Origin of the sequence: Salinigranum marinum (genome assembly GCF_024228675.1) — an archaeon.
GTDB lineage: Archaea > Halobacteriota > Halobacteria > Halobacteriales > Haloferacaceae > Salinigranum > Salinigranum marinum.
The window spans coordinates 978,859-991,811 of the sequence record NZ_CP100461.1 but is presented as its reverse complement, the minus strand read 5'-3'; the positions used below and the strand labels follow the sequence as shown (position 1 = coordinate 991,811).

Below are 12,953 nucleotides of genomic sequence, written 5' to 3'. Positions count from 1 at the left end.
GTCGCGAGGCTTCATGTGTCCGCGGTCCCGCCACCCCACATGGACGCACACGACGAGACGGTCGAGGCCCGCGTCGGCGACGCGCTCCGAGCGGTCGGGCAGACGGTCGCCGTCGCGGAATCGCTCACCGGCGGCCTCGTCGGCTCCCGGCTGACCGACGTTCCCGGGTCGAGCGACTACTTCGACCGCGCGGTCGTGACGTACTCGAACGACGCCAAGCGCGACGCGCTGGCGGTCTCGCGGGAGTCGCTCGACGCGCACGGGGCCGTGTCGGCCCCCGTCGCCCGCGAGATGGCCCAGGGGGTTCGAGACACCGCGGGGACGACCTGGGGCGTCTCGACGACGGGGATCGCCGGGCCGACCGGCGGCACGGCCGAGAAGCCGGTCGGGCTCGTCTTCGTCGGCGTCGCCTACGCCGCGCCGTGGGGAACCGGTGAGTCGTTCACCCGCGCCGAGCGGTACGTCCTCGACGGCGATCGCCACGAGGTCAAGACGGAGAGCGCGACACGGGCGCTGGCGGCCCTCCTCGCGGGTGTCGAGGGGGACTCGGCGTGAGCTACGGCTCGTCCGGCGTGGCGACGACGTGTGGCTCGCCCGTCGCCCGGTCGACGTAGACGGTCACGTGTCGGTCCCCGGCCGAGCCCTCGAACACCCACGCGTGCTGTTCGCGGTACGCCCCTCGGCCGAGGTCGACGTCCGGGCCGTACTCCTCGGCCACCGCCTCCCGAGCGACCGCGCGTGCGTCGTCCTCGGCCGTGATCTCGTCGACCGAGCCGCGCAGCCCGACCGTCACGACCGGGACGGGCGCGGACCGGACCACGCGCTCCGTGACGCTCCCGAGCAGGTGCCGTTCGATGCCGGTCCGCCCGTGGGTCCCCATGACGACGAGGTCGATGTCGCGCGTCTCGACGTACCGGAGGATCTCACCCTGCGGATCGCCATACCGGATGTCGCTCGCGAACGGAACGCCGTGGTCGGCGGCGTACCCCTCCACGAGGTCGATCGCCTGCCGCCCCCGCGCCGTGAGTTCGTCGTCGACGGACCCCGCGCTCGCGACCGGGATCGATCCGTCGTCGACGACGTACAGTGCGTGGAGCGTGGCGTCGTAGGTCGCGGCGAAGTCGGCCGCGCGTTCGACCGCGCGCTCGGAGCCCGAGCTCCCGTCGGTCGGAACGAGGATTGCGTCGTACATCGTGTTCACCGTGTCGTCCTCGGCACCGAACGGGCAAATAGCCGGGAACCGGTTCCGACGAACTGACAATCGTCGTGGTTCGTCGGTCAGTTCGTCGTGACGAGTTCGACCACGTCGCGGTGGGCGAGTTCGTGATCGCCGCCGATCTGCCGCCCCGACCGGCAATCGATGCCGTGTAAGAGACCGTCGCCGAGGTCGGAGTGGATGTGGTACGCGAACGCCTCGGTCGTCGCCCCTTCGGGAAGGATGAAACAGTCGCGGAAGACGCCCTGGGAGTCCGCACGGCCGTTGGCACTCCCGGGGAAGACGGCGAGCGCGCCGAGTTCGTCGAACAGCGCCGTCTCCAGGGCCTGCTGGACGCCCGTGCCGCCGTACTCGGAGACGAACTCGCGGATCCGCTCGAGTCCCGCGCGCTGTTCCTCGGAGAGTTCGCGCTCGACGGTGAACGCGTCGTCGCCGGCCTGATACGCCACCGCACCGCCCTCGGTGGCTTTTTTCAGCGCCTTCTCGGCGTGGGCCGACGCGGGGACGATCGTGAGGTGGTCGTAGTCGGGATCGGCGGTGATCTCGGCGTAGTTCTCCTGGGCGGCCTCGGTGTCCATCTTGTTTGCGACGATCACCATCGGCTTCGTCCGCGCCCGGAGTTCGCGCGCGATCGCGAGTTCGTCCTCGTCGGACCAGGTGTCGGGGTCGAGCCCGAGGTCGAGCCCGAGGATGACCTGCTTGATCTCCTCTTCGGAGGTCCGGAAGGCGTCCATCTGCGTGGCGAGGTCGGCCTCGACGTCGCCCGCCTTCCCGTGGTAGCCCGACTCGTACCGGTCGAGGCCCTTCTTCAGCACGTCCAGGTACCACTGGTCGAGTTCCGTCTCGAGGAACGCGATGTCCTCGCGGGGGTCGTGGCCCTCCGTCGGTTCGCCCTCGATGTCCGTCTCGCCGGAGAAGTCGACGACGTGGACCAGGACGTCGGCCTCGTTGAGGTCGGTGAGGAACTGGTTACCGAGGCCCTTCCCCTCGTGCGCGCCGGGGATCAACCCGGCGACGTCGACCAGTTTCACGGGGACGAACCGGGTTCCGTCGTCGCAGAAGCCGACCGACGGCGTGCAGGACTCGTCGAACTCGGGGGCCGCACACGGCACGCGGACGTACGCCTCGCCGATGGCGGGGTCGATCGTCGTGAACGGGTACGCCCCCTCCGGGACGTCGTTCATCGTCGCGGCGTTGAAGAACGTCGACTTGCCCACTGAAGGCTTGCCGACCAGACCGATCCGGTAGCTCATTACCGCACGCTCTCACGTCGGCGGACAAAAACGCCGCCATCCGGCGGCGGTCTGCCACGTCGTCTCGTATCACGTATCACGTCGCGGGCCGAACGCGGCGGCCCCGAATCCATGACGGCGAACGCGAGCTATTTGACGCGCGCGTGCCGAGGAGTGGGTATGAACGACGGCGACCCCGAGGCGGCCGCGAGCGGCTCCGGTGGTGGGACGGTCGACCGCGACAACCCCGACGCGGGCGAGGACACGGTGGCGAGCCGAGCCACGGGAGCCGGAGACGCAGACACGTTCGGCGTCGGGATCCACGTCACGGAACGGGAGTTGCGGTTCGTCGTCCACGTCCCCTCGTCGATCGATTCGGGCTGGACGGATCCCGAAGCGTTCCAGCGGCTGGTCGAGCGCGTCGTCTGGCGTCAGCTCGACCAGGAGTCGACCCTGCGCGCCATCGCGTCGTCGACGGCGACCGGCGAGACCGTCACACTGGGGACCGTTACGCTTCGTCCCGACGAGACGGTCGTCGACCACTCGCTGTCTCGACCGTCGGCGACGGAAGCGGGCGGGACGCACACCGACGGGGAGACGAACCGCGAGGACGACCGACCGAATGGCGCGTGACCCGCTCGTCGCCGTCCAGCGGGCTGCGCTCGAACGCGCGCTCGTGGACGACGTCGACGCCCGGCGTTACTTCGCCTTAGCGGGGGCGCTCGATGCCGCCCCGGCGGACGAGACGATCGAGGGCGACCGGGACGAGACCGTGCCCGCGGTGGGGCGCGGATCGGGTGTATCCGGCACCGACACCGAGGTCGAGTCCACGGAGGTGTTACCGGTCGCCCTCCTGTCGCTGGCTGTCGCGCCCGCCCTCGACGACGGACGCACCACGCGCTCGACGCGAGCGAACCCGTGGACGCCGGCGCCGGACGCGAGCCGACCGGCCGTGAGGCGCGGTGCGCGGCTCGCACTCCGCTGGTTCGACGTGTCCGCCAAGCGGATCGCGGCCCGTGCGGGGCTCCCGACGGTCGTGCTCACGTCGTCCGACGAGTGACCGGTCGGTTCGCCGGACGCGCTCGCGCTCGTCGAGTGCGTGGACCGCCGAAGCTCCGGCGCGACTGCCAGGTGATGGAAAAAGAACCGCTGGTGGGTCCGTTCCCGTCGACGCGCGACCGTGACGGGCGGACCCGTCCCTGCTTACTTCCCGCGACCGTTGCCGTTACCGTTGTTTCCGTTCGATCCCTCGCTGTTGCCCTTGTCCCCGCTGTTCCCGGGTGCGCCGTCACCGTCGTCCTCGGATTCGGCCTCGCCATCGCGTTCGGCCTCGTCGTCTTCGCTGTCGCACGTTTCGGCGCTGTCCTCGGCGTCGCAGTCGTCGCCCGCCTCGCCGGCGCCGCCAGCGTCTGCCTCGGTTTCGTCCGCGGTGGTCGTGTCCGAGCGCTCGTTCTGCGCGTGTGCCGGCGGCCCGCGGTCGTCGTCTTCGGGGGCCGACTCGGCCGCGCCGTCCGCTTCGTCGCTCGACTCCGTCCCCTCGTCGTCAGCCTGCTCGTTCGGACCCGCGTGGTCGGGTCTCTCGTCGGCACCGGGGTTGTTCTCGGTCGCGAACTCGGAGACCTTCTGACCGAACTCGGCCCCGAAGTACCCTTCGTCACGCAGCTGGTGCACGTACGAGGAGACCCACTGCCCGAAGTTCGCGAAGCCGCCGTTCTCGACGATCTCGAGTTCGGCGGTCGCCGTCGCTTCCTCGCTTCCGTTGATCGCGATGACGGTGATCGTCACGTTCTCATCGGGGCGCGGGAGTTCGACAGCTCCCTCTGCGCCGGTCGTGTACGTCCCGTTCCCGTCGTACGCCACGTCGGACGTGACGTTCACGGTCGCGTTCTCGACGGCCGAGCCGTCGTCGGTGACGGTCACCGCCGCGGTCCCGTCGCCGTTCTGCACGACGTCGACCGCGAGTCCGGTATCGACCGGCGACAGGTCCGCGTCGGTCGTCGCTTCGTCCTCGCCGTCTTCGGCGGTGATCGTCACGGCGATCGTCCGCTCGGGTTCGGGGAGGTCGACCGTGCCGTTCGCGTCGGTCGCGTACGTGCCGTTCCCCGCGTAGGCCCCGTCCGAGGTGACGGTCACGGTCGCGTTCTCGACGGGGTCGTCGTCGCGCGTCACGGTGACTGTCGCCGTCCCGTCGTCGCTCGCCGCGAGACCGACCTCGAACTCGGCGATCGGTTCGATGGTCGCCGTTTCGATCGCTTCGAGGTCGCCCGCGGTGACGACGGCGGTCAGCTCCGCCGTCTGTTCGGGTTCAGGGAGGTCGACGGTCCCGTTCGCGTCGGTCGTGTACGTGCCGTTCCCCGCGTAGGCGACGGTGGAGCTCAGTTCGACCTCGGCACCGCCGAGTGCCGTGCCGTACTGCGTGACCTCGACGAGCGTCGTGCCGTCGCCGTTCTGCGTGATCGCCACGTCGATCGACTCCTCGACGGGGACGAGCGTGAACGTCTCGGTCACTTCGGTCCCGTTCGACGTCACTGCGACGTCGATCTCGACCGTCCGCGCGGGGTTCGGGAGCTCGAAGGTTCCGTTCGCGTCGGTCGTGTACTGGCCCTCGCTTCCGTACGTCACGCTCGACGTGACGTTCGCCGTGGCGTCGGTTACCGGACCCGCGTCGTCGGTGGCGGTCACCGTGGCGATCCCCGTTTCGGGATCCTGGGTGAGCGAGACTGTGAGGTCGGTCGTCTGAGTACTCTCCTGTGCGCTGACGGCCGCCGGTGCGAAGGCGGTCAGCACCAGCATCGTCGCGAGGAGTGTCGCTACCAGTTTGCGGTTCATTTCATTCGTTCCGAACAGTCTGAATATGTTAAACGGGGTCGTCGCTGAACCCCGTTTCGGACCGGTTCGGCCCCAGTTTAGCCGGATTTACACCGTTTTAGCGGCCGAGAGCGGGCCTGAATCGTCTGAATTCGGGTTTCGGACGTTTCGAGCCGACCCCGGCGTTCGCGCGCGCTCGCCGCCCGTCGACTGACTGTTTTCCACAGCGGGGCATTCGGAAATCGTGCTACCGGGCGCGATGGGACGATCAGTAAAGCGGGGCCCCAGTTCGGGTCCCGGCTCACAGCAGTTCCGGCGAAGTGGTGGTCGCGACGAACACGGCCACGCACGAACCCATGCCACAGTCATGCCGTCGCCGTGGCGGCCGCGTCGAGTACTGCTGCCGCTGGAAACTGAACTCGAACCGAGTGCGCCCTGGGTCGCCTGAGTGGACCGCGAACGCGGTCCGGTGACTCTCTCGAATCAGTCTGTATCCCCGAGTGAAAACCAGTGCGCGCCCGCGACAGACACGGCGGATCGGGACGCTCTCGTTCGTGCGTACTGACACGCCGGACACCCCCCGGGCGCGTCTCGGATGTCCAAAACCCCGGAACTACAAACCCTCAAAATCCCAAAATTCCAAAAGCAGTCAAAAACCCCGCGAGTCCCGAGTGCCTCGCCGGAGACGGTCAGAACGAACCGGTCTCGATCGGCCCTGCGCTCTCGGGTGGCACTCTTCCGTGTCCTGTCGCCGAGCGACGGCTCATAACTGCAGAGCGACGACCGACGACTGATGATCGCCGTGCGAGCCAGAACCGAGCCGAGCCGATCCCCAACGCGTGGTCGCTGTCGCCTGGTGACCCGTTACTCTCGTGATCGGAGTCTCGACTACGGGGGAACGACTGGTGAAAACTGATAGATGATACTGAAGCAGAGTGGATGAAGTATGAAGTATGAATGGGAGGCGGCGAATCACTGTTCCCAGGGGGTCGCCCACCCCAGTACTTGCTGATACGCTGGCGAGCTTAACTTCCGTGTTCGGGATGGGTACGGGTGTTGCCTCGCCGCTCTGGCCGCCTCAACGCCGACCGACGGAATCGAACCGTCGTCATCGTCTGACCACTGTCGGTATGACCGAACGTCGATCGTTCGGGTCGTCTGATCGTGTGTAGGAACGTGCAATCCAGTTTGCGCCTGGACTCGTTCAAACGAGTCTCAGTGCGGGCCACATTCGGTATGATATGACTGTGGCTCGGTCTGTTAGTGCTCGCGGGCTGAACGACTCGTTGCCTCGTCGCGTACACCCGAGTCTATCGAACTCCTCTTCTAGGAGTGACCTCGGTGACACCTCTTTTTCAGGTGGGTTTCGAGCTTAGATGCGTTCAGCTCTTACCCCGTGTGGCGTGGCTGCCCGGCAACTGCCCTCTCGGACAACCGGTACACCAGTGGCCACCACTCGTAGTTCCTCTCGTACTATACGAGCGTTCCCGTCAGGTGTCTTCACACCCCCAATAGATAGCAGCCGACCTGTCTCACGACGGTCTAAACCCAGCTCACGACCTCCTTTAATAGGCGAACAACCTCACCCTTGCCCGCTTCTGCACGGGCAGGATGGAGGGAACCGACATCGAGGTAGCAAGCCACCGGGTCGATATGTGCTCTTGCCGGTGACGACTCTGTTATCCCTAAGGTAGCTTTTCTGTCATCTACGGGTCCCATGAATGAACCTCGTAGGTTCGCTAGACCACGCTTTCGCGTCAGCGATCCTCGTTAGGAAGATCACTGTCAGACGTCCTTTTGCTCTTGCACTCTTCTGCGGGTTTCCGACCCGCGTGAGGACATCTTCGGGCGCGCTCGATATCTTTTCGAGCGCGTACCGCCCCAGTCAAACTGCCCGGCTACCGGTGTCCTCCTCCCGGAGTGAGAGTCGCAGTCACTGACGGGTAGTATTTCAGTGTTGTCTCGGTGGCCCGCTAGCGCGGGTACCTGTGTAATGACTCCTACCTATCCTGCACATCAGCGACCACGTCTCAGCGACAGCCTGCAGTAAAGCTCTATAGGGTCTTCGCTTCCCCTTGGGGGTCTCCAGACTCCGCACTGGAACGTACAGTTCACCGGGCCCAGCGTTGGGACAGCGACGCTCTCGTTGATCCATTCATGCAAGCCGCTACTGAAGCGGCAAGGTACTACGCTACCTTAAGAGGGTCATAGTTACCCCCGCCGTTGACGGGTCCTTCGTCCAGTTGTACCTGGTGTTCAGATACCCGCACTGGGCAGGATTCAGTGACCGTACGAGTCCTTGCGGATTTGCGGTCACCTGTGTTGTTACTAGACAGTCGGAGCGTCCGAGTCACTGCGACCTGCCTCTCCCGAGGCAGGCATCCCTTATTGCGAACGTACGGGACTAAATTGCCGAATTCCCTAACGCCGGTTGCTCCCGACAGGCCTTCCCTTTCTCCGGGAGAGCACCTGTGTCGGATCTCGGTACGGACACACACCTCGTCTTTTCACGGGCTCTGGGTAACACCGACTTGCGCTGTCCCAGGATTCGCTCGCTTCGTGCCATTACGGCTTCCACGAGTTTCTCTGGTTCGACCGGGCGAAGGCCCGGTTCGGTGGTTCCCAAAGCGTCGACTTTGAGTGGTGGTGGTACTGGAATATTAACCAGTTTCCCATTTGACTGATTCGAGTTGCGGTCAGTCTTAGGACCGACTAACCCTCGGCTGATTGGCAGTGCCGAGGAACCCTTGCTCTTGAGGCCGTCGGGGTTGTCACCCGACTTTCGCTGCTACTGTGACCAGGATTTTCGTTTCCGTACGGTCCACACGAGTTCTCACCCGTGCTTCCGCCCGCGCGGAACGCCAGTCTACGAGATTCCTTTCGGACTGGTAGGTCTCGGAAGTGGATTTGAGCCCCGATCATTTTCGACGCCTCGAACCTCGGCCGGTAAGCTGTTACGCTTTTCTTAGAGGGTAGCTGCTTCTAAGCTCACCTCCCGGCTGTTTAGGGCTCGAGACAATCTTCGGTCGCACTTAATCCACATTTGGGGTCCTTAACCTACCTCTGGGTTGTCTCCCTCACGGTACCCAAGCTTACCCCGGAGTACCGGACTCCCAGCTTCTGCGACGTACGCAGGTTCGGAGTTCGACAGGGAGGCCGACTCCTCTCGGAGGCGGGTCTCCCAATCGGTCGCTCTACCCCGCGTACTATCTCTGCTGAGGTCATGCTTCGACATGTTTCGACTGGAACCAGCTGTTGCCGAGTTCGATGGGCCTTTCACCCCTACGCGCGGGTCACGGGAGGGTATTGTAGGACACCAACCCTAACGGGCTTCCACGTGGCTTTCGCCACGCTTCACCCTGCCCCCGCGTAGATCACTCGGTTTCGGGTCGCAACTGTCTGACTCCCCGCGCTTGAACACGGTGAGCCTGGTCTCGAAGAGACTGCGCTCGTATCGGTTTCCCTGTGCCTTCCACGGTTCTCGTGTTAGACTCGCCAGACAATTGCACTCCCTGGTTCGTTTTTCAAAACGTACGACGCGACACCGGCTCCTCTCACGTTCTACTGCACGCTCGCGCGTGGGTCGTTTGGTGAGAGGCCTTGTATGCCCCGTCGTTCTATCACTGACTGAGTTCAGGCCCTATTGCACCGCCCTTCTCGGGGTGCTTTTCAGCGTTCGCTCACGCTACTTGTTCGCTATCGGTCTCGAGGAGTGTTTAGTCTTCTCAGGTCATGCCTGAGGTGTTCACGAGGGATATCCAACCCCCGCTACTCTGGAGCTGACGCACGCTGTAGTAGATCCCGATACGGGACTGTCACCCTGTATCGTACTCCGTTCCAGGAGATTTCTCGGGATGGTTCCAGCGATGAAAGTCAGTCCGAACACCACATGTCCCGTGAGGGATTCGGTTTGGACTGTGTCGCGTTTACTCGCCGTTACTAACGACATCGCGGTTGCGTTCTTTTCCTGCCCCTACTAAGATGTTTCAATTCGGGGCGTTCCCTATTGCGCGAGGCAATTGTGGAAGGGATTCCCATTCGGAGATCTTCGGTTCTTCGCCTCCATGCGGCTTCCCGAAGCTTATCGCAGCTTGGCACGTCCGTCGTCGGCTCTCGAGCCGAGCCATTCACCAGCCAGTACAGTAGCCAGTTGGATCTGACTTCACGATCGAACGTCAAGTCTGATCAGTATAATGTGGGCGCACTTGTGACTCGATGAACGAGTCCAGTGGACGCCTGGATTGCACGTACACACGATCTCATCACGCTCTCCGTGACGGCGGAGCGCGTTCGACCCTTCCCAGCCGCGCTTTCGCGGGTTGGTGCATCGGTTCGGTTCGGGACTTACCGTATCGCCGTCTTCCTTATAAGGAACACGGTTCGTTGGTGCGTCCCGGGAGTGGACCCGCTGGGAGTTGAACCCAGGGCTTCCTCCTTGCAAAGGAGGCGCTCTACCACTGAGCTACGGGCCCGGTTAGCCCTGGTAGTTCTAGAGTGCCCGGTCGGTGGTCGGGTGGTGTGTCGGTGGGTGGACTGTGTTGCAATGCGGAAGGTGGGCTTCCCGTGCAGGGAAGTCCCGGTCTTTAGGAGGTGATCCAGCCGCAGATTCCCCTACGGCTACCTTGTTACGACTTAAGCCCCCTTGCGGAGCCCAGATTCGACCTGGGAGCCAGGCCTCATCCGGACCCCACTCGGGTGCTTTGACGGGCGGTGTGTGCAAGGAGCAGGGACGTATTCACCGCGCTCTGCTGAAACGCGATTACTACCGAATCCAGCTTCATGTGGGCGAGTTTCAGCCCACAATCCGAACTACGACCAAGTTTCGGAGATTACCGTCCTCTTTCGAGGTTGGAACCCATTGTCTTGGCCATTGTAGCCCGCGTGTAGCCCAGCTCATTCGGGGCATACTGACCTACCGTTGCCCGTTCCTTCCTCCGCTTTAGCAGCGGCAGTCCTCTTAATGTACCCATCCAGGAAACCTGATGCTGGCAATTAAGAGTGCGGGTCTCGCTCGTTGCCTGACTTAACAGGACGCCTCACGGTACGAGCTGACGGCGGCCATGCACCTCCTCTCTACAGCGTCGTGGCGAGGTCATCAACCTGACCGTCATCACTGTAGTCGGAGCTGGTGAAATGTCCGGCGTTGAGTCCAATTAAACCGCAGGCTCCTCCGGTTGTAGTGCTCCCCCGCCAATTCCTTTAAGTTTCATCCTTGCGGACGTACTTCCCAGGCGGCCAGTTTCACGGCTTCCCTACGGCACAGCACAGGCTCGTAGCCTGTGCCACACCTAACTGGCATCGTTTACGGCTGGGACTACCCGGGTATCTAATCCGGTTCGAGACCCCAGCTTTCGTCCCTCACTGTCGGATCCGTCTTCTCGAGGTGCTTTCGCCATCGGTGGTCCGTCCAGGATTACGGGATTTCACTCCTACCCCGGACGTACCCCTCGAGCCTTCCGGTCCCAAGCCACGCAGTTTCCGCCGGACGCCCATCAGTTGAGCTGATGGATTTCCCGACGGACTTGCGTGGCCAGCTACGGACGCTTTAGGCCCAATAACAGCGGCCATCACTTGAGCTGCCGGTATTACCGCGGCGGCTGGCACCGGTCTTGCCCAGCTCTTGTTCCTGTACCTCCCTACGGTACAGAAAAGCGAGGACTAGTATGTCCTCGCACTCGGGGTCCCCTTATCGCACTGGCGTGCAGTGTAAAGGTTTCGCGCCTGCTGCGCCCCGTAGGGCCCGGACTCTTGTCTCAGAGTCCGTCTCCGGGCTCTTGCTCTCACAACCCGTACTGATTATCGGCACGGTGGGCCGTTACCCCACCGTCTACCTAATCAGCCGCAGCCACATCCTGTGGCGCCGGAGCGTTTCGGACACGCAGTATTCCAACTTGTGTGTCGTATGGACTATTAGCCTCAGTTTCCCGAGGTTATGGTCCTCCACAGGGTAGTTTGGCCACGTGTTACGGAGCTTTTCGCTACGGTAAACGTACAACTAGCATGGCTAAATCGGACCCCGATAGCAATGGCCTCCGGCAGGATCAACCGGAATGTTCCTGTCGCCTCGTGGGAGAGGGGACAGGGGGTGGCGGGATTCTGTGCTCTATACAGAGCACGAATCACCAATATCGTTGCATTGCAAGGTCCGTCCAGTGACACACGCTGGTCGACGACCGACCGGGTGTCACCGAACTACCAGGGCTAACATCAGATTCCGTCTTACGGCGGACCGCAGGGGTGGAATCCTCACGGGTTTTTCGGACCTGAATCAAACAGGCGGACGGGTATAAACCCGTCGAACCTGTTTGGGAGGTCCGAGCGCGAGTGCGATCGCGGGCCGGGTTGAACGGCCCGCAGTCGCGGTGTCTGCGTTTCGCGTTCGCGTTCCATCGAAACGCGCTGGGACACTTAAGGCCGTCGAACCGCGACGGGCTCGAGCGTGTGAGCGCGGGTGGATGGGGTGACACACCCGGGCGCTCCCGGGTGCGTTCTTCGCATTACGTCCGAGGCTGGGTACACATAAAAGGCCGTCGAAGCGGAGCGACTTCGTCAGGCGGTTTCATGGGAGGCACCCTCATAAGCGGGTGGGAGGTGTTCGCACGATCTTACGGGGGGACCCGCGGCTCGTCCATATCCAACGGGACCGCGAGATTTCCGTTCGGTTCGAGGGAGACGAGCCGGTGTCTCGGCGAACCCCGTCGACCTCAGTGATGCGTGTTCTCGAATTGCGCGCACGCGTGGGGCGCACGCAAACAGGCCCAGTGCCGAGTGAAACGAACGACGGAAAGAGTAGTCGAAAGTCCCGGCCGAGTAAAGCGTCGCGGAACGAAGGCAGGAGTACTCGGCCGTGCAGGTCTGCACGGTGGGACCCGATGTGGGGAGCAAGAGGGGACGTCTTTTCGGCCTATCGGCAGACTATCTCTCAATCCGACAGTTCGGGCGATGTCCTGCGTGGTCGTCCCGGATTTGGCCGCGAGCACCGAAAACCGGGCACTCCTTTTATAAGGGTGCCGTTTATAAATGCGGACAGAGGAGACAACAACGAGACAATGAGTACACCGGCAGACTCTATCGAGATTCAGAACGTCGTTGCATCGACCGGGATCGGCCAGGAGTTAGACCTCGAAGCCCTCGCGGAGGACCTCCCGGGGGCGGATTTCAACCCGGACAACTTCCCGGGACTCGTCTACCGCACACAGAACCCGAAAGCCGCCGCGCTCATCTTCCGCTCGGGGAAGATCGTCTGCACGGGCGCGAAGAGCATCGACGATGTCCACGAGGCGTTGGGGATCATCTTCCAGAAGCTCCGAGACCTCCAGATCCCCGTCGAGGACGATCCGGAGATCACGGTCCAGAACATCGTCTCGAGCGCGGACCTCGGGCACAACCTCAATCTCAACGCGCTCGCCATCGGGCTCGGGCTGGAGGACGTCGAGTACGAGCCCGAGCAGTTCCCCGGGCTCGTCTACCGCATGGACGAGCCGAAAGTCGTCATCCTGCTGTTCGGGAGCGGAAAGATCGTGATCACGGGTGGGAAGCGGACGAGCGACGCCGAGACGGCCGTCGTCGAGATCGTCGATCGGATCGAGGGACTCGGTCTGCTCGGATGACGCCGCCGGGAGGGGGCGCGAACGGGGGCCGGGATCTGCGGGCGGACAGCTCGCTCTTCCGCAAACGTGATAGTGGCCGCCGAGACA

General features: G+C 63.6%; 7 protein-coding genes, 1 tRNA gene and 3 rRNA genes. 4 read left to right on the top strand and 7 right to left on the bottom strand.

Features of this window, described 5'->3' with window-relative positions; translation table 11 throughout:
• The first annotated feature begins 39 nt into the window (after nucleotides 1–39).
• Nucleotides 40–555 carry a CinA family protein gene (locus tag NKJ07_RS04855; RefSeq protein ID WP_318569458.1) on the top strand — a complete coding sequence of 172 codons (516 nt, stop codon included), beginning with the start codon at nucleotides 40–42 and terminating at the stop codon, nucleotides 553–555.
• 1 nt (nucleotide 556) lies between these two features.
• Here NKJ07_RS04855 and NKJ07_RS04850 read toward each other — a convergent pair whose 3' ends face one another.
• A complete protein-coding gene (locus tag NKJ07_RS04850; RefSeq protein WP_318569457.1) occupies nucleotides 557–1,192 on the bottom strand; it encodes a universal stress protein in 636 nt (211 codons plus the stop codon).
• Between the two features lie 86 nt (nucleotides 1,193–1,278).
• Nucleotides 1,279–2,469 (bottom strand): redox-regulated ATPase YchF, encoded by a 1,191-nt coding sequence (locus NKJ07_RS04845; protein ID WP_318569456.1) that lies wholly within the window; start codon nucleotides 2,467–2,469, stop codon nucleotides 1,279–1,281.
• Nucleotides 2,470–2,628: 159 nt separating this feature from the next.
• Here NKJ07_RS04845 and NKJ07_RS04840 point away from each other — a divergent pair, with 159 nt between their 5' ends.
• Entirely contained in the window at nucleotides 2,629–3,081 is a 453-nt protein-coding gene (locus NKJ07_RS04840; protein ID WP_425504724.1) for a DUF8124 family protein, read from the top strand.
• Nucleotides 3,071–3,508 (top strand): hypothetical protein, encoded by a 438-nt coding sequence (locus tag NKJ07_RS04835; RefSeq protein WP_318569455.1) that lies wholly within the window; start codon nucleotides 3,071–3,073, stop codon nucleotides 3,506–3,508. The genes NKJ07_RS04840 and NKJ07_RS04835 overlap by 11 nt, the downstream gene beginning before the upstream one ends.
• Nucleotides 3,509–3,651: 143 nt before the next feature.
• Here the strand turns inward: NKJ07_RS04835 and NKJ07_RS04830 are convergent, their stop codons facing one another.
• From NKJ07_RS04830 to NKJ07_RS04810, 5 genes are all read right to left on the bottom strand, one after another.
• On the bottom strand, nucleotides 3,652–5,277 hold the full coding sequence (locus tag NKJ07_RS04830; protein ID WP_318569454.1) for an ICP22 family protein: 1,626 nt from the start codon (nucleotides 5,275–5,277) through the stop codon (nucleotides 3,652–3,654).
• Nucleotides 5,278–6,215: 938 nt separating this feature from the next.
• Nucleotides 6,216–6,337, bottom strand: a 5S ribosomal RNA gene (gene rrf, locus NKJ07_RS04825).
• Nucleotides 6,338–6,496: 159 nt separating this feature from the next.
• Nucleotides 6,497–9,411, bottom strand: a 23S ribosomal RNA gene (locus NKJ07_RS04820).
• 245 nt (nucleotides 9,412–9,656) lie between these two features.
• Nucleotides 9,657–9,728, bottom strand: a tRNA-Ala gene (locus NKJ07_RS04815).
• A 113-nt stretch (nucleotides 9,729–9,841) separates the two neighbouring features.
• Nucleotides 9,842–11,308 (bottom strand): 16S ribosomal RNA (locus NKJ07_RS04810).
• The 16S, 23S and 5S rRNA genes sit together here with 1 tRNA gene alongside, the layout of an rRNA operon.
• Nucleotides 11,309–12,305: 997 nt before the next feature.
• On the opposite strand from NKJ07_RS04810, the gene NKJ07_RS04805 reads away from it, so the two are divergent.
• Nucleotides 12,306–12,866, top strand: a complete 561-nt coding sequence (locus NKJ07_RS04805) for a TATA-box-binding protein (RefSeq protein ID WP_318569453.1) — start codon at nucleotides 12,306–12,308, stop codon at nucleotides 12,864–12,866.
• The last annotated feature ends 87 nt before the right edge of the window (nucleotides 12,867–12,953 follow it).